Here is a 19,359-nt window from a genome sequence, read left to right as displayed (position 1 = left end):
CGGTGATCAGGTCTGACAGGGGCTTGCCGTTGAGCTCGGCGCGGGGGTGGATCAGGATCTTGCCGGCGCGCGACACCAGGTAGGCGTAGCCGGTGCCGCCGGTGTCGATGGCGTTGATCATGCGGGCGAGCGCGTCGAGGTCGAAGTCGCTGCCCGCGACGCCGAGCAGCGCGCCCTTCGAGTCGCGCATCGGGGCGGCGCTGGTGATGGTGAGGCTGCCCGACCGGGCGGCGGCGCCGTAGGGTTCGGTGAGGATCGGCCCGTCGGCGGCGACCGCGGCCTGGTACCAGGGTCGCTTGCGCGGATCGTAGCCGGGGGGCAGGTCCTCCTTGGGCATCTGGGAGAAGAAGCCGTCGGTGCGGCTGACGTAGCTGATGAGGAAGCTGTCGCGCGAGATCGGCAGGTCGAGGGCGCGATCCGAGGCGGCGTCGATGCCGTGGAGGGCGGCCTGCTGGGCGAGCATCTGGGTCAGGTCGATCTTGCCGCGCAGCCAGTTTCCGACGCTGCGCGAGGCGGTCGATCCGAGCTTGGCCATGTTGGCGGTGACGTCGCGCTGCAGGGCGTCGGCTTGGGTGACGTAGATGTAGGTCGAGCCGACGGCGAACGACGCGCAGACGGTCGCCAGGATCATCGCAGTAGCGCGGCCGGAGACGCCGATTTGGCTGCGGGCCGTGCCAATGCCCAAACGACGCCGTCCCATTACTTTAAAGATCATGCACTCTATCCCAGTAAGCCCATGCCTTTATACAAGGTCATATAATAATGAATTGTTAAAAATACCCCGTATATTGGGATTTTTTCTGTATTATTCAACGTAATTTCTCATATTATTCAACTATAAAATCGATTCCGCTGAAATTTTTTACCGATCATACACGCCACTGGAATCTCCCTTGTCCAATGCAGGTTTCTATCCCTCGCTGATTGTCTTTCGTTCTCAAATGGTATGGGCCTTCCAATGCATTTTCCGTGATCGTTTTTAGTTTGAGCTTATACTAATATATAAATTAAAAGTATTGCATCCTGTCACGTTGTCTCGGACAGCACCAAATGTTTATACTTTGGTCGACAAGATCACGCATTTGCCGATGTTGCGCGCCGACCCGCCGATGACGATGTCGGCGCGCAGGCGAACCGGTACCGCGGCGTGCTCGACGCCATCAAGCGCTGAGAGGTGCGGAGCGTCATCGCCCTCCGCAGGACCGGGCGTCCCCGGCGCGGGGCAGGGCGCGGCGGGCCGAGCGCCAGCAAGGTGTTGAGAACCGGGGAGGCCGCGGAGCCGCTGCGGGTCGGCAGACGAAATCTCCCTTCCGGCGCGGCACCCGAGAAAAAATCGACGCAGGAACGCGCTGAAAAAGAGCGTTCAATGCTTTTGACAGCGCGTCGAGACGGCCGTTAAATCATCGGCATCAGCCAATCTCGATTGTATTGACGCCTCGCGCGGCAATCGATCCCGGCTTTCGCATATCTCTTCTTGAACAGGAAGCTGCCGGAGCGATGGTCTCGTCCGCCCCACCGCACTCGTCCTGGCTGCCGGCCGCCTTGAGGCGGGTGGCGCCCTTGCCCGGCCGGGCCGCGCCGCGGCGCCGCGCGCGAGCCTTGGCTTTAGCACCGCCGCGAGCCGCGCCATCGGCCGGCTCCGCCATCCTGGCCATCGAGGGCCTCACGCTGGCCTTCGGCGGCACGACCGCGTTCGAGGCGATCGACCTCGCGGTCGAACCCGGCGAGATCCACGCGGTGATCGGCCCGAACGGCGCCGGCAAGTCCTCGCTGATCAACGCGATCAGCGGCCTCTACGTCCCGCAATCCGGCCGCGTGCGGATCGGCGAGGCGACCTTCTCGACCGTCCCGCCGGGGCGCCTCGCGGCGCTCGGGGTCGCGCGCACGTTCCAGAACCTCGCCCTGTTCAAGGGCTTGAGCGTTCTCGACAACGTACTCTCCGGCCTTGCCGGCGCGCAGCGGGCGGGATTTGTCGCGCAAGCGCTCGGCCTGCCCCACGCGAGGCGCGAGGCGCAAGCCCACCGGGCGCGGGCCGCGGAGGTGATCGCCGACCTCGACCTCGCCGCGATGGCCGACAGGCCGGCCGGGACCCTGCCGTTCGGCGTCCAGAAGCGGGTCGAGCTCGCCCGGGCGCTGGTCGCGCGGCCGCGCCTCCTGCTCCTCGATGAGCCGATGGCCGGCATGACCGCCACCGAGAAGGCGCAGATGAGCCGCTTCATCCGGGAGGCGCAGGAGCGCCTTGGCAGCGCAATCGTGCTGATCGAGCACGATATCGGCGTCGTCATGCGCCTCTCGGACCGCGTCACCGTGCTGGATCACGGGCGCCGGATCGCCCACGGCACCCCGGCGCAGGTCCAGGCCGACCCGGCGGTGATCGCCGCCTATCTCGGCGGCGACGAGCACGCGGGAGAGGCGGCATGAGCCCCGACGTCTCGTTCTTCATCGAGGTCGTCGTCGGCGGCCTCCTGTCGGGCGTGATGTACGCCCTCGTGGCGATCGGCTTCGTGCTGATCTACAAGACCTCGGGCGTGCTCAACTTCGCGCAAGGGGCGATGGTGCTCTTCGCGGCGCTGACCTTCGTCAGCCTGGTCGAGCGGGGATTGCCCGTCCCGGCGGCCTTCGCGGCGACGCTCGCCGTGATGGCGCTGGTCGGCCTCGCCGTCGAGCGGGCGGTGCTGCGCCCGCTGGTGAACCAGCCGCCCATCACCCTGTTCATGGCGACGCTGGGCGTCGCCTACGTCATCGAGGGCGCCGCGCAGCTGGCCTGGGGCACGCAGGTCCACGCGCTCGATCTCGGCATCGACGACACGCCGCTCGAGTTCGGCGGCGTCCTGGTGAGCCGGTTCGACCTCGTCGCCGCGGCGATCGCCGGGGTGCTGGTCGCGGTGCTCACCCTGTTCTTCCACACCACCCGCACCGGCCTCGCCTTCCGGGCGGTGGCCGACGACCCGCTGGCGGCGCTCGGCATCGGGCTTCGCCTGCCGCGGATCTGGTCGGCGGTGTGGATCGCCTCCGGCGTCGTCGCCCTGGTCGCCGGGCTGCTCTGGGGGGCGCGCCTCGGGGTGCAGTTCTCCCTCTCCCTCGTGGTGCTCAAGGCACTTCCGGTGCTCGTGCTGGGCGGGTTCGATTCCATCGCCGGGGCCATCGTGGCCGGGCTGATCGTCGGCGCCGCCGAGAAGCTGGCGGAGGTCTATCTCGGCCCCGTGATCGGCGGCGGCATCGAGGGCTGGTTCGCCTACGTGGCGGCGCTCGCCCTGCTGCTCGTCCGCCCGGCCGGCCTGTTCGGCCGGCGCAGCGTCGAGAGGGCGTGATCCCGTGAGCACTCCCATGACCACTCCCATGACCGCTCCTGCCCATTCCGCACGGTTCCGGCACCTGTCCGGACCGGCCGGGATCGGGCTGCTCCTCGCCCTCGCCTACGGGCTCGTGCCGCTCGTCGCCGGGGACTACCTGCTCGAGGCGATCCTCACGCCCTTCCTGGCGCTCGCCCTCGCGGGGCTCGGGCTCAACCTGCTGGTCGGCTATGCCGGCCTCCTGTCCCTGGGCTCGGCCGCCTTCATGGCGGTCGGGGCCTACGCGGCCTTCAACCTGTCCCTGCGCGTCCCCGGCCTGCCCCTGCCGGCCGCGTTCCTCGGCGGGGGGCTCGCCGCGGCGGCGGCCGGCCTCGTCGCGGGGCTGCCCGCCCTGCGGCTGCGGGGATTCTACCTCGCGGTCTCGACGCTCGCCGCGCAGTTCTTCGTCGCCTGGGCGCTCAACCGCATCGGGTGGCTGTCGAACGACAGCCCGTCGGGCGTGATCGGCGCCCCGCGCCTCGTCCTGGCCGGATGGTCGTTCGAGGATGCCCGCGGGCGCTACGCGGTCTCGCTCGTCGTCGTCTCGCTCCTCACGTTCGCCGCCTGGCGCCTCGTGCGCTCGCCGACCGGGCGGGACCTCGTGGCGATCCGCGACCAGGAGACGGCGGCGCGCATCGTCGGCGTGAGGGTGGCGCGCACCAAGCTCCTCGCCTTCGCGCTGTCCTCCTTCGTCGTCGGCGTCGCCGGGGTGCTGTGGGCCTTCGCCTACCTGCGCACCGTGGAGCCGGCGGGGTTCAACCTCGACCGCTCGTTCCAGATCCTGTTCATCGTCATCATCGGCGGGCTCGGTACCCTGCGGGGCGCCTTCCTGGGCGCGGGCTTCATCGTCGTGCTGCCGCTGGTCCTGTCGCGGCTCGGCGCCGCCCTCCTCGGCGACGGCTTCGATTCCGGCACGCTGGAGATGGTCCAGCGCATCGTGCTCGGCGCGCTCATCGTCGCGGTCCTGATCCGCGAGCCGGCCGGCCTCAGCGCCCTTCTCGACCGCCTCCTCGACCGGTTGTTCGACCGCCCCCGGCGCGTCCCGGCCTGACCCGCCCTCCCCGCTCCCATTCCCGACGGAGATTTTTCGCGATGCCCCGCACGACCCCGATCCGCGCCCTGCTGGCGGGCGCCGCCCTCCTCGCCCTGGGCGCCGGCGCCTCCGCCGACGAGCAGTACTTCCCGCTCCAGAGCTACCGCGTCGGGCCCTACGCCGCCGGGGGGACGGGCTTCTTCGGCGGGTTCATCGACTACCTGAACCTCGTCAACGGCCGCGACGGCGGCGTGAACGGCGTCAAGCTCACCTGGAGCGAGGGCGAGACCCAGTACGAGGTGGAGCGGGGCGTCGAGGTCTACGAGCGGCTGAAGTCGCGCCCCGGTATCGCGGCCTGGAACCCGCTCTCGGTCGGCATCGCCTACGCGATGATCGACCGCATCACCGCCGACAAGGTGCCGCTGATCACGATCAACCACGGCCGCACCGATTCCACCGACGGGCGGGTGTTTCCCTACGTCTTCCCGCTGCTGCTCAACCCCTACAGCGAGACCTCCGGCATCGTCGAATACCTCGCCGGCCGCGAGGGCGGCCTCGACGGGCTGAAGGGCAAGACGATCGCGGTGCTCTACCACGGCTCGCCCTACGGCAAGGAGACGATCCCGATCTACGACCTGCTGGCGAAGCGCTACGGCTTCAAGGTCGAGCAGATCGAGGTGCCGCATCCCGGCAACGAGCAGCAATCGCAGTGGCTCGCCATCCGCCGCCTGAAGCCGGATTACGTGGTGGTACGCGGCTGGGGCGTGATGAACCCCGTCGCCCTCAAGACGGCGCAGAAGACCGGATTCCCCGCCAGCCGCATCGTCGGCAACGTCTGGTCCAACTCCGAGGAGGACGTGATCCCGGCCGGCGAGGCCGCCAAGGGCTACGTCGCCATCACCACCCAGGCCTCCGGCGCGCAGTACCCGGTCATCCAGGAGATCGTCCGCGCGGTCTACGACAAGGGCGCGGGCAACCTCGCCGACCGGAAGCGGATCGGCAGCGTCTACCACAATCTCGGCGTGCTGAACGGCATCCTGAACGTCGAGGCCGTGCGGATCGCCCAGGAGAGGTTCGGCCACCGCACCCTGACCGGCGACGAGGTCCGCTGGGGCTTCGAGCACCTGCGCCTCGACGAGGCGCGGGTCGCCGCGCTCGGCGCCAAGGGGCTGTTCCACTCGATCAACGTCACCTGCGCCAACCACGAGGGCGAGGGCCGCGTCACGTTCCAGCAGTGGGACGGCGCGAAATGGACCGTCGTCTCCGACTGGATCAAGCCCGACTGGGCGACCCTGCGCCCGATCATCGAGGCCTCCTCGACCGCCTACGCCAAGGAGCACGGCCTGACGCCCCGGGACTGCGCCGCCGAGGAGCGGGCGGACGCCCAATCCGGCAAGCGCGCCTCGGCGGACGTCAAGTGACCGCCGGGCGGGATCTCCTGCGCGTCGAGGCGCTGGAGGCGGTCTACGGCGACGGCGTCCGCGCCCTGTCCCGGGTCGACCTGACGGTCCGCGAGGGGGAGATCGTCGCGCTTGCCGGCTCCAACGGCGCCGGCAAGACCACGCTGCTCCGAGCGGTTTCGAACCTCCTGCCCGCTTCCGGCGGGCGGATAGCCGCCGGCCGCGCGTCCTATGCGGGACGGGACGTGACGCGGACCCGCACGGACGCGCTGGTGCGCGGCGGCCTCGTCGGCGTGCTGGAAGGACGCCACTGCTTCCGCAGCCTCAGCGTCGAGGAGAACCTGGTCGCGGGCGGCCTCGGCCGCGGCTCGGGCCGGAGCGAGTTGCGCGCGGACCTCCAGCGGATCTACGCCCTGTTCCCGCGCCTCGCGCAGAAGCGCGGGCTGCCGGCGGGCCTCGTCTCGGGCGGGGAGCAGCAGATGACGGCGATCGGCCGCGCCCTGATGGGGCGCCCGCGCCTCCTCGTCCTCGACGAGCCGTCGATGGGCCTCGCCCCGAAGGTGACCGACGAGATCTACGCCATCCTGGTCGGCCTCAACCGCGCCGAGGGCCTGACGCTGCTGGTGGCCGAGCAGAACGTCGCCCTGGCGTTGCGCCACGCCCATCGGTGCGTGGTGCTGGAGACCGGCCGTTCGGTCCTGGAGGGCCCCGCCCGGGCGCTGCGCGCCCGCGACGACATCCGGCGGCTCTATCTCGGGCAGGGCCCGGAGCCGCGCGCCGCGGACGGCGCCCTCGCCGCGGCCGGGTACTGAGGCGGCGCACCCGAACGCGACGAGCGGCGGGACGCCGCGGCCGCCCGCCCGCGGGAGGCGGTCCCCAGGGAGGCGGCGAGGGCGCCGTCCGCCGGAAGGAATCCGGTGGTGACGGAGCCGGGCGGCTCCCCTCCCCTCCTCTCCCCTTCCCCCGCTTCGCCTCGCCTTCCCTCCCCTCGCCGCCATGCCGGCACCGGGGACAAGCTTGTGCGGGGCTTGCGGGGGGACGCCGCGTCCGGCCCGAAACGATCCCATCACGTCGCTAGCGGTGGTATGGCGTATTCCGTCGTTTGACCGCTAGCGAGAAGGGTCATGAACCAGCACGTCCCCATGGATGGCGCCGAGACGCCCTCCAATCAGATCGCGGCGAGCCATGCTCGGCTTCTGGGCGGGAAACTGCAGGACCTCGCCGTCGGCTTCTATCCCCCGACGGCGCAGAAGACCCTGCGGCGGTTCTCGGCCGGCGAGACGGCGCGGCTGCTCGGCATCACCGAGGTGCGCCTGCGCCAGCTTCCCTTCGACCGGCTCACGCCGGACCTCGAGATCGGGCCGGCGGGACGGCGCTACTTCACGCTGGCCGAGATCCACGCGGTGCGCCGATACCTCCACGAGATCGACCGCGTCGGGCGGGGCTACCTGCCGCACCGCGACGCGGCGAAGGGCGAGCACCTCCAGGTCATCGCGCTGACGAACTTCAAGGGCGGCTCGGCCAAGACCACGCACACGGCCGGGCTCGCCCACTACCTCGCCCTCCACGGCTACCGCGTGCTGGCGATCGACGCCGACCCGCAGGCCAGCCTGTCCACCCTGCTCGGCATCCGCCCGGACGACAGCTTTCCGACGATCTACGACGCCGTCCGCTACGGCGAGGGCCAGCGCCCGTTGCGGGAGGTGATCCGCAAGACCTACTTCACCGGGCTCGACCTCGCCTCGGCGAACCTCGAGCTCGAGGAGTTCGAGTTCTACGCCCCGCTGATGTCGAGCCCCGAGCGGCGAAGGTCGGGCGGTCCCCCGTTCTTCGCCCGCCTGCCCGTCGCGATCGAGAGCGTGGCCGCGGACTACGACGTGGTGGTGATCGACTGCCCTCCCCGGCTCGGCTATTTCGCGATCTCGGCCCTCTGCGCGGCCACCGCGACCCTGATCACCGTTCATCCGCAGATGATCGACCTCGCGTCGATGCGCCAGTTCCTCACGATGATGAGCGATCTCATGGAGACGGTGCAGGCCGAGGGCGCTCCGCCGCCGGCCCAGGACTGGTTCCGCTACCTCATCACCCGGTACGACCCGCAGAGCGTGCCGCAGACCTCGGTCGTCGGGATGCTGCAGGACCTGTTCGGGAGCTACGTGCTGCCCAAGGCGATGCTCCAGACCCCGGCCGTCTCGACCTCCGGCCTCATCGGCCAGACCATCTACGAGACGCCGCTCGGCCGGGACCGCAGCGACGAGGTGAGCCGTGCCACCTACCGGCGGGCGCTGGACGCCTTCGACGACGTCAACCGGGAGATCGAGGCGCTGATCCGCACCGCGTGGGGGCGGGCATGAGCAAGAGCATCCGCCACCTGATGGCCCGGCCCGCGCCGGAACTGGCGCCGGACACCCCATCCTCAACGCCATCAACGACTTCACCCCCCTTACCAGCTGGTAATCCCCCCTCCCCGCGCCGGACCGCCGCGGCCCGCTCCTTCGGTGCGGCCTGGCAGGCGCAGGAACAGGCGCGCGCGGCCGCCGACGCCGAGCGCGACGGCAGCGTGGTCGAGCTCGATCCGGAGATCTGCGACCCGTCCGCGATCGCCGACCGCGTGCCCGACACGACCGACGCGGCGTTCGACGCCTTCGTCGAGCAGATCCGCCAGGAGGGGCAGCGCAGTCCCGCCCTGGTCCGCCCGAAGCCCGGCGAGCCCGGCCGCTACGAGATCGCCTACGGCCGGCGGCGGCACCGCGCGGCGCGCCTCCTGGGCCGTCCGCTGCGGGCCATCGTGCGCCCGTTGAGCGACACCGAGCTCATCATCGCGCAGGGGTCCGAGAACCTCGCGCGGGCCGACCTCAGCTACATCGAGCGGGCCCACTTCGCCCGGAACATGGTGCAGGCCGGGGTCGCCCGGGACGTCATCGCCAAGGCGATGGGCCTGCAGGCCACCCACCTCTCGAGCCTGCTGACGGTCGCGGACGCGATTCCCGCCCCCGTGCTCGCCACAATCGGGCCCGCCCCGAGGATCGGCCGGCCGAACTGGCTCACCCTGGCCGACCGGATCAAGGCCGCCGCACCCGGGCAGATCGACGAGGCCCTCGCCGCCCCGAACCTCGCCGGCAAGACGTCGGACGAGCGGTTCGCCGCCGTGCTGGCGGCGCTCACGACGACCCCGAAGGCGGTCGGGAGGCCGAGGGCCGAGACGCTGAAGGACGCCAAGGGCCTGAAGTTCGCCCGCGTCGAGCGCAGCACGGCCGGCGTGCGGGTGACAACCGACGAGGCGAGCGAACCCGGCTTCGGCGACTACCTCGCCGGACGGCTCCCCGAGCTCCTGGCCGCCTATCGGGCGGGCAAGGCCTGAGCCGGATCCGCCGGCTCGCGCCGACCGGGGACGAGGGCGGCGCCGGACGCGCTCGGCGGAGCCGCGGCCCGGACGAGCGCCGCGGCCTTCCGCGGCGGCCGAGCGGATCGGTTCGCGGACGATGCGGGGGTAGCCGAGAGCCGACCGGGCCGGTGGGACGGGGGTCGGGAGGCCTTGTGCGATCCATGCCCTTCTTCGAGGCCAGCCCATCTTCGGTGCGCCGACACCGAAGGATGAGGTCGAGAGTGGGACAAGGCCCCGACGCGAGGTCGAACTGTCTTGCGAGATCCGCCGACCGCCCCGCGGCCGGGACGTGGGTCGGACCGCCGGCGCCCGGATCGGCCATGCCGACGCAGCGCGAGGCCTCCACCGCGGGGAAGCGCCGGGCACTCGCCCGTCACCCGCGGGGTCGGCCGCTGATCCTACCGCCGCGCGGCGCGTGACGACATCGCATCGCGCCCGACCTCGGGCCCGGAGCATGTCCCGGGCGATCACTATCAACGAAATCAAACACTTCACCCCCCTTACCAGGTGGTAAGGGCCGGCCCATCCTGGCGACACCGCCCCGCCGCACGCGAAGGTCCATGACCGGCCGGCGCGCCGGGCGATCGGTCAAGCCGGCGGAAGGGAACGATAGTCGTCGTCCGCCCGGACGGCGTCGAGCGCGCGACACACCGCGTCGAGGCCGTCCGACAGGGCGGCCGGGCCCGGCTGCAGGATCAGGGGCGACTTGATCTCGACGATCCGCCCGGCGCGGACCGCCGGGATCCCGGCCCATCCGGACCGGGACGCGATGCGCGACGCGACGACCTTCTTGCCGCACCAGGACGCCAGGATGAGGTCCGGCGCCGCCGCGATCACCTGCCCGGGCGACACGATGCGGTCGCGGGCGGCCTGGCCCACGCGCAGGGCCGGAAAGACGTCGTCGCCGCCGGCGACCGCGACGAGTTCCGAGACCCAGCCGATCCCGGAGATCAGCGGTTCGTCCCATTCCTCGAAATAGACCCGCGGCCGGGGCAGGCCGGCCGTCGCGGCCCGGACCGCCGCGAGCCTGTCCTCGTAGCCGCGCGCCAGCGCCTCCGCCTTTTCGGGAACCCCGACGAGCGCGCCGAGCAGGCGGATCATCGCCAGGATGCCCGCCACGTCGCGCTGGTTGAACGCGTGCACCGCCACGCCGGCCCGGATCAGCGCGGCGACGATGTCCGCCTGCAGGTCGGAGAAGGTGAGGACGAGGTCGGGTGACAGCGCCAGGATCTTCGGGATGTCGGCCGAGGTGAAGGCCGACACGCGCGGTTTCTCCCGCCGGACCCGCGGCGGCCGGACGGCGTAGCCCGAGACGCCGACGATGCGGTGGTCCTCACCGAGGAGGTACAAGGTCTCGACCGTCTCCTCGGTCAGGCAGACGATCCTCTCGGGCGGAAAGCGACGCACGGGACCTCACGGATGGGCGGCAGGGGATCGCGCCGCCGCCATGCCGCCGGATAAGCGGAAGTCTCGGCGGTAAGCAGACGTCTCGGCGGACGACGCGTTGGCCTGCCGACGCGAGCCTGCTCAGGCGGCGCGGCGGCCGTGCGCCTTGTTCCGACGGGAGACGCCGAGCCCCTTGCGCGGCTCGCACTTCATGCCGTGGCTGTGCCAGCCCTCGGCGGGGGCCTGCTGCCAGCCCTGATGGCACCCATGCGCGGCCGCGGGGGCGACCCACAGGGCCGTCAGCAATCCGATCGAAACAGCAAGCGCACGCATCAGACGATTCCTTCCAAGCTCGACGAGGGAGAATCTAGAGCCGCCCGGCGAGCGTCAACCGCGCGGCGGCGGGCTCGGGGCGAGGGGGGCACGTCCTTGAGATCGCCGGCGACCAACCCGTCCTCGCGGCACCGGGCCGGCGGGCGGGCTCTCTCCCGGACCCGGACGCCGTGGCCGACCGGTGCGCGCCGGCCCCCTCAGCCCCGGTAGGCGAGCAGGTAGGCGCCGGCGGTGACGAGGCCGATCCCGAGCCAGTTGATCCCCGACAGGCGCTCGCCCAGCAGCGTCGCGCCGAGCACGGCGACCAGCACGATCGACAGCTTGTTGAGGGTCGCGACCTGCGCCGCGCCGCCGGTCTTGAGCGCCCGGAAGTAGCAGGCCCACGACCCCGCGGTGGCAAGGCCCGACAGGCTGAGGAGGCCGAGGTTGCGCCCGGTGAGGCCGCGCAGCGCCTGCCACTGGCCGGTGGCGAGGCAGATCGCCCCGAGCGCCAGGAGGATGACCACCGAGCGCATGAAGGCGGCGGCATCCGACTCCGCGCCGGCGCTGCCGGCCCGGGCGAGCAGCGCCGTCGCCGCCGTGAACACCGCCGAGACCAGTGCCCAGAGCTGCCAGGACATCCGGCGATCCCTCCTCGTCGAACCGATCCATCATGAATGGCGGCCATGGGCCGATGCCGACAATGCGTTTCACTGGCGCACCGGCTTCCTCCAGCGTCCCGCCACGACGGCCCGGCACGGGCGGCGGACGACGCGACCGGCGCGGCCGGTCCCGTCGATCTTCTGGGGGAGAGGACACCATGGACCAGTCGCGACGGCTGTTTCTCGGCACGGCGGCGCTCGGCGCCGGCACCCTGATGGCCTCGGGAGCGCAGGCCCTCGAGCACGACCACGGCAACCCGGGCGACGGCGGGTTCGGCCGCCGGTCGGTCTCGCTGCCGCCGGGCGCCAAGGTCGCCTATCACGATCCGCAGGATGTCGGCGCGATGCCCGACTTCCGCTTCTCCCTCGACGGCAACCGCCCGAAGGTGACCTCCGGCGGCTGGGCCAAGGAGGCGACGGTGCACCAGTTCCCCATCAGCAAGGGGATCGCGGGCGTGCACATGTTCCTCGAGCCCGGCGCCTCGCGCGAGCTGCACTGGCACGCCATCGCGGCGGAATGGGCCTACGTCATCGACGGGCGCTGCCAGACCGTGGTGCTCGACCCCTCGGGCGCGAGCGAGATCAACAACTACGAGCCCGGCGACCTCTGGTACTTCCCGAAGGGCCACGGCCACTCGATCCAGACCATCGGCGACAAGCCCTGCCACTTCATCCTGTCGTTCGACAACGGCGCCTTCTCGGAGCACGGCACCTTCTCGATCACCGACTGGATCGACGTGACGCCGAAGGACATGCTGGCCCTCGATTTCGGCCTGCCGGCGAGCGCCTTCGACGCCTTCCCGAAGGGCGAGGCCTACATCCAGGCCGGCCCCGTCGTGCCGGTCGCGGATGCCCTCGACGCGCCCTGGCCGAAGGAATCGACCCACAAGTTCCGCCTGCTCAAGGATCCGCGCGCCGTGCGCGAGTTCGACGGCGGCACCTTCCGGCTCGCCACCGTCGATGAGTGGCCGATCCAGAAGACGATGTCGGGCGGCGTGATGACGATCCGGCCGGGGCAGATGCGCAAGCTGCACTGGAACGTCAACGCCAACGAGTGGCACTACTACCTGAAGGGGAGGGGCCAGGTCGCCCTGTTCGGCTCGGGCGGACGCGGCAAGGTGGCCGAGTTCAAGCCCGGCGACGTCGCCTACATCCCGATGGGCTTCGGCCACGCGATCAAGAACGTCGGCGACGAGGACCTCGAGATCGTCCAGACCTGGGACAACGGCAAGTTCGAGGAGATCGACCTCGACACCTGGATCAAGGCCAGCCCGCGCTACCTGCTGTCGAACAACTTTTCGGGTGTGCCCGGCGAGACGGTGACGAAGCTGAAGCAGGGATAAGAAGTAAGGTTAAGAGAAGTGTCGGCCGAGGCGCGACCCGGCGGGCGAGAAAATCCTCCCCCGTCTGCGGGGGAGGGTGGCCTGCGGACCAGGCGCGGCGGGACGCGAGGCGCGCTGGGAGGGGACGACGCCTGCGGCCGAAGCGGAGCCGTTCCGACGGCTGCGCACCGGATCGGAACCATGCCCGCCTATCCCCCGCCGCGCCCCTCGGCTACAACCCGCGCCCGTGAACTGGGACGCGTTCGACTTCAAGCTGCTCATCGTGTTCGACGCGATCATGCGCGAGCGCCACGTCACGCGCGCCGGCGAGCGGCTGGCGCTGAGCCAGTCCGCGGTGAGCCACGCGCTCCAGCGGCTGCGCCGGGCCTTCGACGACGAATTGTTCGTGCGCGGCCCCGACGGCATGGCCCCGACGCCCCGGGCCCTCGACCTCGCCGAGCCGGTGCGCCGGGCGCTCGCCGAGATCGAGGGGGCGCTGCACCAGGACCACTTCGATCCGGCCTCCTCGACCGCGAGCTTCCGCCTGGTGCTCAACAACACCGCCGCGGTCGTGCTCGCCGCGCCGATCGCCGAGTGGATCGGGAGCCGGGCCCCGTCCCTGCGCCTGCACATGAGCCCGAGCGGCACCGTGCGCCTCGACGACCTCCTCGACCGCGGCGACGTCGACCTCGCGGTCGTGGGCAGCGGCCGGGTCGAGGGCGAGCGCTTCGGCACCACGACGCTGTTTCGCGACGGGTTCTCGGTCGTCGCCCGGCGCGGGCACCCGGCGCTCGCCGAGCCGCCGAGCTACGAGCGCCTCGCCGGCCTGCCCCACCTCGTGGTGTCCTCGACCGGCGACGACGTCGGCTTCCTCGACGCGATCCTGAGCCGCCGGGGCCTGCCGGCGCGCCGGATCGCGATGGCGGCGCCGTTCCTCTCGGCGGCGGCGATCCTCGCGCGCTCCGACATGGTGGCGGTGCTGGGTGCACGGATCGCCCGGACCCTCGCGACGACGCACCCGGTCGCCTGCGCGGACCTGCCGGCCGATCCCGACCTGCCGGTCACCCGCTCGGTCCTGGTCTGGGCAAGGCGGGTCGAGCGCCATCCGGGCCACGCCTGGCTGCGGCGGCAGATCGTGGCCTGCGCCCGCGGCCTCGCCTCCGGCCCGCACGAGGCGGACCGCGACACGGCGCCCCCGGCGGGACCGGCCGCCGATCAGCCGCCGGGACGGGGAGGGGAGGGGGCCTCAGGCGGAGCGGGAGGCTAGAGCAGCGCCCGATCGCCCTGCGACACGGACCACGACACTGGCCCCGGCCGGGCTCCCCGGCTCATCGTCGGCCAACCCCTTTCCGGGCCCGGTACGGGCCTGCACGACTGAAGCGAAGCGGAAGGAGATCCGGGATCCAACAAAACAAGCCGCGAAGCGTCCGTGCGTCTGCAACGGTGAAAGATGAAGAGCCGCTTCGCGGCACATCCTGTGCTGGGTCCCGGATCTTCTTGCGCTAACGCTCCAGTCGTGCAGGCCCGTACCGGGCCCGGAAAGGGGGCGAACCTTCTCGGAAAGCTCTCCGACGGCCTCCATGTTCTCAGTGTCGTGTGCCGTGGCTCTGCGACCGGGCGCTGCTCCAGGTCATTGGTCTTGCCGCATTTTCGATCGACGAGCCGGTGCCTACTTCGTCGGAAAATGCTCCAGCGCCGCCGCGAGGCGCCGCAGGCCCGGCTCGATCTGCGGCAGCGGGATCGCCGTGAAGCCGAGCCGGAAGAACCGGCGCCCGCGCGCCGGATCCATGAAGAAGATGTCGCCGGGCTCGATCAGCACGCCCTCGCCCCGGAGCCGCTCGCCGAGCGCCCGGGCGTCGAGCCCCGCCGGCCCCTCGACCCAGAAGCTCTTCGCGCCGAAGCCGCGGCGGATCGTGCAGGCCGGCATCAGTTCCGGCGCGAGCGCGGCGATGAGGTCGGCCCGCGGGCGCAGGAGGGCGGCCGTGCGCGCGAGGTGGGCGCGGTAATGCCCGAGGGCGATGAAGGCGGCGAGGCTGCGCTGGTTGTTGGTCGGCGGGTGGCGCAGCATCAGGCGGCGCAGCGCCCGCAGTTCCTCGATCACCGCGGGCGGGGCGACGACGTAGCCGACGCGCAGGCCCGGGGCGAGAACCTTCGAGAACGAGCCGACATGGATCACCCGCCCGTCGGCGTCGAGGCTCTTGAGGCTCGGCAGCCCGGCCTCCTCCTCGGTCGAGAGGTCGGCCTCGTAATCGTCCTCGACCAGGACGACGTCGTCCTGCGCCGCGGCGGCGAGAAGCTCGCGGCGGCGCGACAGGGGCGTGACGGCGGTCGTCGGGCATTGATGGCCGATCGTCACGAAGGCGACGTCGCAGGCACGGAAATCCGCGTCCGGCACGATGCCGCGGGCGTCGCGGGCGAGCGGCCGGATCCGGTCCGTCGCGAGCCCGACCATGTTGCGCGCGTCGGTGTAGCCCGGATCCTCGAGCCCGACCGTGGTGCGGCGGGCGACGAGGAGCTGGACCAGCAGCGACAGGGCGTGCTGCGAGCCGATCGTCACCATGATCTCGCCAGCGGCGGCGAGGATGCCGCGGCGCGGCAGCACCCGCAGGCGGAGCTGCTCGATCAGGGCGCGATCGTCGTCGTCGACCTGGTCGAAGCTCCAGCCGCTGATCTCCTTGACGCTGGAGGCCGCCTTGACGCTCTCGCGCCACGCCGCGACCGGAAACAGGCTCGGGTCGAACTGCCCGAACAGGAACGGGTAGGGGTAGCGCGTCCAGTCGCGCGGCTTGGTGATCTGGGGCAGGCGCGAAGGGCGGATCGCGAAGCGGCCGGACCAGGCCTGCTTCGCCCCGGGCGCCCCCGGATCCGGGCCGGGCGGGGCGCAGGCCGTCGGCGGGGCGACGAAGCAGCCGCTGCGGCCGCGCGAGACGAGGACGCCCGCATCGACCAGGCCGTCATAGGCCGCCACGACGGTGTTGCGGGCGATGCCGAGCTCGGCCGCGAGGCCGCGGCTCGACGGCAGCCGCGCGCCCGGCGCCAGCAGCCCGGCCGCGATCGCCTCGCCGACCATCCGGCCGATCTGGGCATGCAGCGCCGGCTCGTCGCCGGACCGGCCCCCGAACAGCATCCGCCAGGCAATGTCGCTCGACATGGCCGCCAGTATCGCCGGGCCGCCCGATGCGGGAAAGCGCCGGCACCGGCGCCGCTGCCGAAACGGCGGGCGCCGGCGCCGGAAAACGGCAGCAGATGCCCGCGCAAGCGGCGCGGACCGCGCCACTGGTCCAGACCGGGCCCAAACCGGCCCGAACTGGATCTTTCGGCGCGGGGGCCGGCTGCCCTTCAATGCGGGGGTTCCCACGGTCGAGGCCGCCACGAGGACCGCACCATGACCACCCAGACACCCCGTCGGACGCCCCCCGGCACGAACCGCGCGACGACCCGCAGGACGGTGTGGCTGTCGGCGCTCGCCGGGGCGATCGGCGCGGCGCTCGGCTCCCCCGTCCCGGCCGTCGCCGCCGAGAAGACCGTCACCTTCGCCTACCAGGACATGATGACGCCGATCCGGGTCCTGATGGAGAGCGGCGAGCTGGAGAAGCAGACCGGCTACACGGTGAAATGGGTCAAGTTCGGCGGTGGCGGCGACGTCATCCGGGCGATGGCCTCGGGCAACGTCGATGTCGGCGAGGCGGGCTCCTCGCCGGTCGCGGCCGCCGCCTCGCAGGGCCTGCCGATCACGCTGTTCTGGATTCTCGACGACATCGGGGACGCCGAGCAGCTCGTCGCCCGCAAGGGCACCGGGATCGCATCGATCCGGGACCTGAAGGGCAAGACGGTCGCGGTGCCGTTCGTCTCCACGGCGCATTACCAGCTGACCTTCGCGCTGCAGGAGGCGGGTCTCGCGGCGAAGGAAGTCCGGGTCCTCAACATGCGCCCGCCCGAGATCGCCGCCGCCTGGGAGCGCGGCGACATCGACGCCGCCTTCATCTGGGCGCCGGTGCTGACGAACCTCAAGAAGACCGGCACGGTGCTGGCCTCGGCCGGCGACTTCGCCGCCAAGGGCAAGGCGACCTTCGACGGGATCGTGGCGACGAACGCCTTCAAGGCCGCCCATCCCGGCTTCCTCACCACCTTCGTCCGGCTGCTCGCCGCGGCGGACGGGGATTACGCACGATCCGGCGAATCCTGGAAAGCGGGCACGCCGCAGGTCGCCGCGATCGCCAAGTGGACCGGCGCCGCCCCGGAGGACGTGCCGGCGGGCCTCGCCGCCTATCGGTTCCCGACGATCGACGAGCAGATCTCGCCGCGCTGGCTCGGCGGAGGGGCCGCGGACGCGCTCAAGTCCACGGCGGAGTTCCTGAAGGCGCAGGGGCGCGTGCCCGACCTCGCGCCCGATTACGGCGCCTTCGTCACCGCCGACGTGGTCAAGGCCGCGACCAAGCCCTGAAAGGCCAAGCCCCGACCGGCCGGCCCCGGCCGGACGCTCCGACAGCCAGGAGACCGTCATGCTGGAGATCCGCAAGCTCAGCGTCCAGTACGGGGAGGGCGACAGCGCCACAATCGCGCTGTCGTGGGTCGATCTCACGATCGAGCCGGGGGAGTTCGTGGTCGCGCTCGGGGCGTCCGGCTGCGGGAAGACGACCCTGCTCAACTGCATCGCCGGCTTCCTGCCGGCGACGGAGGGGCAGATCCTCCTCGACGGGCGCCCGGTCGCCGGGCCGGGGGCGGATCGCGGCGTCGTCTTCCAGCGCCACGCCCTGATGCCCTGGCTCACCGTGCTGGAGAACGTCGGCTTCGGGCTCAGGATGCAGGGCGTCCGGCGGCCCGAGCGCGAGGCGCGGGCCCGGGCGATGCTCGACCTCGTCGGCCTCGCCGATTGCGCGGGCAAGCGGATCTACGAGCTCTCCGGCGGCATGCAGCAGCGCGTCGGCATCGCCCGGGCGCTCACCGCCGATCCCCGCATGCTGCTGATGGACGAGCCGCTCGGCGCGCTCGACGCCTTCACCCGCGAGCAGGTGCAGGAGCTGATCCTGTCGATCTGGGCCCGCACGCGGAAGATGGCGTTCTTCATCACCCACGAGGTCGAGGAGGCGATCTTCCTCGCCACCAAGCTGGTGATCATGACCCCGCGGCCGGGCCGCATCGCCGAGATCGTCCCGCTCGATTTCTGCCGCCGCTTCCTCGCCGGCGAGGAGGCGCGGGCGGTGAAGTCCAGCCCCGACTTCATCGCCATGCGCGAGCGGGTGCTGCGCTTCATCCACGACCACGGCGGGGCCGGAGGCGAGCCCGCGCGGACCGATCCGGGATCCGGGCGGGCCGACACCGCACGGGGCGCCGCCGCATGAGACCCGCCGCGACCCGCGCCCTTCCCGTCCCTGCCGCCCCGGGCCAGACCGTGACCGACACTCCCGATTCGGCGATGCGCGCCCTGTCCCCGCTCGGCCGCCGCCGGGCGACGATGGCCGGGCGCGCGCCCAAGACCCTGCTGATCAGCCTCACGACGGTCGCCGTCGCGCTCGCTGCCTGGGGCGTCGCCACGCAGACGGGCCTCGTCAAGCCGCTGTTCCTGCCCCGGCCCGAGAGCGTGCTCAAGGCCTTCGCGGACGCGGTCGAGGGCCGCATCGACGGCGCGCCGCTCCTCGAGCACGTCGCCATGAGCCTCGTGCGGGTCGCCGGCGCCTTCCTGCTTGCCGCCCTGATCGGGATCCCGGTCGGCCTCGCCACCGGCCTGAGCCCGACCCTGCGCGCGGTGCTCGATCCCTTCATCGAGTTCTACCGGCCGTTGCCGCCGCTCGCCTACCTGCCGCTCGTCATCATCTGGTTCGGCATCGGCGAGACCTCGAAGATCCTGCTGATCTTCCTCGCCTGCTTCGCCCCCGTGGCGCTCGCGGCCAGGGCCGGCGTCGCGGCGGCGGGCGCCGACCAGATCAACGCCGCCCGGGCGCTGGGCGCGAGCCGCGCCCAGGTGGTGCGCCACGTCGTCCTGCCGGCGGCCCTGCCCGACATCCTGGTGGGCCTGCGCATCGGCATGGGCGTCGGCTGGACCACGCTGGTGGCGGCCGAGATGGTGGCGGCCTCGACCGGCATCGGCCAGATGGTGCTCAACGCCTCGAACTTCCTGCGCACCGACATCGTGATCATGGGCATCCTGGTGATCGGCGCGCTCGCCGGCGCCTTCGAGCTCGGCATGCGCCGGCTGGAGCGCCGCCTCACCCCCTGGAAGGGCAAGGTGTAGCGGCCTGATCGAGTGGGATTCGGCTGCCGGATGCCGACAGTGACCATGGGATCTCCCGTCCTACCCCTCATCCTGAGGTGTCAGTCGATCTGCGAAGAACCGACGCCTCGGGACGCGGTCGAGAGCGGAACGTAACGATCGTCGAAAGCGTCGCCCGCGAGCCGAACGATCCCCCGGCGACCGCCTCGGCGGCATCGCGGCGACGGGCCTCGCCGAGGCGTCCTCGCCCTCGGGCAGGCTGCCCGGCCTCCACGCCGTTCCGCTACGATCGGGGGACGCCGCTCCCCGCACGATA

General features: G+C 71.7%; 17 protein-coding genes. 12 read left to right on the top strand and 5 right to left on the bottom strand.

Going from position 1 to position 19,359, the window contains the following annotated elements; translation table 11 throughout:
* On the bottom strand, positions 1–631 hold a 631-nt coding region (locus BMX97_RS25490; protein ID WP_177202352.1), incomplete at its 3' end, for a cache domain-containing protein.
* Positions 632–1,497: 866 nt separating this feature from the next.
* Between BMX97_RS25490 and BMX97_RS25485 the strand changes: the two genes are divergently transcribed.
* The 7 genes from BMX97_RS25485 (at position 1,498) to repB (ending at position 9,126) form a co-directional block, all read left to right on the top strand.
* Positions 1,498–2,421 carry an ABC transporter ATP-binding protein gene (locus BMX97_RS25485; protein WP_091753999.1) on the top strand — a complete coding sequence of 308 codons (924 nt, stop codon included), beginning with the start codon at positions 1,498–1,500 and terminating at the stop codon, positions 2,419–2,421.
* Positions 2,418–3,311 (top strand): branched-chain amino acid ABC transporter permease, encoded by an 894-nt coding sequence (locus BMX97_RS25480; RefSeq protein ID WP_091753998.1) that lies wholly within the window; start codon positions 2,418–2,420, stop codon positions 3,309–3,311. The genes BMX97_RS25485 and BMX97_RS25480 overlap by 4 nt, the downstream gene beginning before the upstream one ends.
* A 28-nt stretch (positions 3,312–3,339) precedes the next feature.
* On the top strand, positions 3,340–4,383 hold the full coding sequence (locus BMX97_RS25475) for a branched-chain amino acid ABC transporter permease (protein WP_091753997.1): 1,044 nt from the start codon (positions 3,340–3,342) through the stop codon (positions 4,381–4,383).
* A gap of 41 nt (positions 4,384–4,424) precedes the next feature.
* Positions 4,425–5,786: an ABC transporter substrate-binding protein gene (locus tag BMX97_RS25470; RefSeq protein WP_091753996.1), complete on the top strand. Its 1,362-nt coding sequence runs from the start codon at positions 4,425–4,427 to the stop codon at positions 5,784–5,786.
* Positions 5,783–6,577: an ABC transporter ATP-binding protein gene (locus BMX97_RS25465; RefSeq protein WP_091753995.1), complete on the top strand. Its 795-nt coding sequence runs from the start codon at positions 5,783–5,785 to the stop codon at positions 6,575–6,577. The genes BMX97_RS25470 and BMX97_RS25465 overlap by 4 nt, the downstream gene beginning before the upstream one ends.
* Positions 6,578–6,889: 312 nt before the next feature.
* Positions 6,890–8,119 carry a plasmid partitioning protein RepA gene (repA, locus tag BMX97_RS25460; protein ID WP_091753994.1) on the top strand — a complete coding sequence of 410 codons (1,230 nt, stop codon included), beginning with the start codon at positions 6,890–6,892 and terminating at the stop codon, positions 8,117–8,119.
* A complete protein-coding gene (repB, locus tag BMX97_RS25455) occupies positions 8,116–9,126 on the top strand; it encodes a plasmid partitioning protein RepB (protein ID WP_091754011.1) in 1,011 nt (336 codons plus the stop codon). The genes repA and repB overlap by 4 nt, the downstream gene beginning before the upstream one ends.
* A gap of 612 nt (positions 9,127–9,738) precedes the next feature.
* Here the strand turns inward: repB and BMX97_RS25450 are convergent.
* From BMX97_RS25450 to BMX97_RS25440, 3 genes are all read right to left on the bottom strand, one after another.
* Positions 9,739–10,557, bottom strand: a complete 819-nt coding sequence (locus BMX97_RS25450; protein ID WP_091753993.1) for a cobalamin-binding protein — start codon at positions 10,555–10,557, stop codon at positions 9,739–9,741.
* Positions 10,558–10,677: 120 nt separating this feature from the next.
* Positions 10,678–10,869 (bottom strand): hypothetical protein, encoded by a 192-nt coding sequence (locus BMX97_RS25445; protein WP_091753992.1) that lies wholly within the window; start codon positions 10,867–10,869, stop codon positions 10,678–10,680.
* Positions 10,870–11,066: 197 nt separating this feature from the next.
* Positions 11,067–11,489 carry an EamA family transporter gene (locus BMX97_RS25440; protein ID WP_091753991.1) on the bottom strand — a complete coding sequence of 141 codons (423 nt, stop codon included), beginning with the start codon at positions 11,487–11,489 and terminating at the stop codon, positions 11,067–11,069.
* 179 nt (positions 11,490–11,668) lie between these two features.
* Here BMX97_RS25440 and BMX97_RS25435 point away from each other — a divergent pair, with 179 nt between their 5' ends.
* Both BMX97_RS25435 and BMX97_RS25430 read left to right on the top strand, forming a co-directional pair.
* Positions 11,669–12,853, top strand: a complete 1,185-nt coding sequence (locus BMX97_RS25435; protein WP_091753990.1) for a cupin domain-containing protein — start codon at positions 11,669–11,671, stop codon at positions 12,851–12,853.
* 226 nt (positions 12,854–13,079) lie between these two features.
* On the top strand, positions 13,080–14,099 hold the full coding sequence (locus tag BMX97_RS25430; RefSeq protein ID WP_091753989.1) for a LysR family transcriptional regulator: 1,020 nt from the start codon (positions 13,080–13,082) through the stop codon (positions 14,097–14,099).
* Positions 14,100–14,501: 402 nt separating this feature from the next.
* On the opposite strand, the gene BMX97_RS25425 is transcribed toward BMX97_RS25430, so the two are convergent.
* Positions 14,502–15,983: an aminotransferase-like domain-containing protein gene (locus BMX97_RS25425; RefSeq protein ID WP_091753988.1), complete on the bottom strand. Its 1,482-nt coding sequence runs from the start codon at positions 15,981–15,983 to the stop codon at positions 14,502–14,504.
* Positions 15,984–16,217: 234 nt separating this feature from the next.
* Here BMX97_RS25425 and tauA point away from each other — a divergent pair, with 234 nt between their 5' ends.
* The 3 genes from tauA to BMX97_RS25410 are packed head-to-tail and all read left to right on the top strand — an operon-like array spanning position 16,218 to position 19,064.
* Positions 16,218–17,276 carry a taurine ABC transporter substrate-binding protein gene (gene tauA / locus BMX97_RS25420; protein ID WP_091753987.1) on the top strand — a complete coding sequence of 353 codons (1,059 nt, stop codon included), beginning with the start codon at positions 16,218–16,220 and terminating at the stop codon, positions 17,274–17,276.
* 58 nt (positions 17,277–17,334) lie between these two features.
* Positions 17,335–18,174 carry a taurine ABC transporter ATP-binding protein gene (locus BMX97_RS25415; protein WP_091753986.1) on the top strand — a complete coding sequence of 280 codons (840 nt, stop codon included), beginning with the start codon at positions 17,335–17,337 and terminating at the stop codon, positions 18,172–18,174.
* Complete coding sequence (locus BMX97_RS25410; RefSeq protein ID WP_091753985.1) at positions 18,171–19,064, top strand: ABC transporter permease subunit; 894 nt, start codon at positions 18,171–18,173, stop codon at positions 19,062–19,064. Before BMX97_RS25415 ends, BMX97_RS25410 begins: the two co-directional genes overlap by 4 nt.
* Positions 19,065–19,359: the final 295 nt, after the last annotated feature.

Source organism: Methylobacterium sp. ap11, from assembly GCF_900110515.1.
Lineage (GTDB): Bacteria > Pseudomonadota > Alphaproteobacteria > Rhizobiales > Beijerinckiaceae > Methylobacterium > Methylobacterium ajmalii.
This window is presented reverse-complemented; position numbering and strand designations above follow the sequence as displayed.

Excerpts from the sequence above, each read along its gene's own strand:
- BMX97_RS25485 (WP_091753999.1), top strand. The coding sequence starts at position 1,498 with ATGGTCTCGTCCGCCCCACCGCACTCGTCCTGGCTGCCGGCCGCCTTG.
- BMX97_RS25480 (WP_091753998.1), top strand. The coding sequence starts at position 2,418 with ATGAGCCCCGACGTCTCGTTCTTCATCGAGGTCGTCGTCGGCGGCCTC.
- BMX97_RS25475 (WP_091753997.1), top strand. The coding sequence starts at position 3,340 with ATGACCGCTCCTGCCCATTCCGCACGGTTCCGGCACCTGTCCGGACCG.
- BMX97_RS25470 (WP_091753996.1), top strand. The coding sequence starts at position 4,425 with ATGCCCCGCACGACCCCGATCCGCGCCCTGCTGGCGGGCGCCGCCCTC.
- repA (WP_091753994.1), top strand. The coding sequence starts at position 6,890 with ATGAACCAGCACGTCCCCATGGATGGCGCCGAGACGCCCTCCAATCAG.
- repB (WP_091754011.1), top strand. The coding sequence starts at position 8,116 with ATGAGCAAGAGCATCCGCCACCTGATGGCCCGGCCCGCGCCGGAACTG.
- BMX97_RS25445 (WP_091753992.1), bottom strand. The coding sequence starts at position 10,869 with ATGCGTGCGCTTGCTGTTTCGATCGGATTGCTGACGGCCCTGTGGGTC.
- BMX97_RS25440 (WP_091753991.1), bottom strand. The coding sequence starts at position 11,489 with ATGTCCTGGCAGCTCTGGGCACTGGTCTCGGCGGTGTTCACGGCGGCG.
- BMX97_RS25435 (WP_091753990.1), top strand. The coding sequence starts at position 11,669 with ATGGACCAGTCGCGACGGCTGTTTCTCGGCACGGCGGCGCTCGGCGCC.
- BMX97_RS25425 (WP_091753988.1), bottom strand. The coding sequence starts at position 15,983 with ATGTCGAGCGACATTGCCTGGCGGATGCTGTTCGGGGGCCGGTCCGGC.
- tauA (WP_091753987.1), top strand. The coding sequence starts at position 16,218 with ATGACCACCCAGACACCCCGTCGGACGCCCCCCGGCACGAACCGCGCG.
- BMX97_RS25415 (WP_091753986.1), top strand. The coding sequence starts at position 17,335 with ATGCTGGAGATCCGCAAGCTCAGCGTCCAGTACGGGGAGGGCGACAGC.
- BMX97_RS25410 (WP_091753985.1), top strand. The coding sequence starts at position 18,171 with ATGAGACCCGCCGCGACCCGCGCCCTTCCCGTCCCTGCCGCCCCGGGC.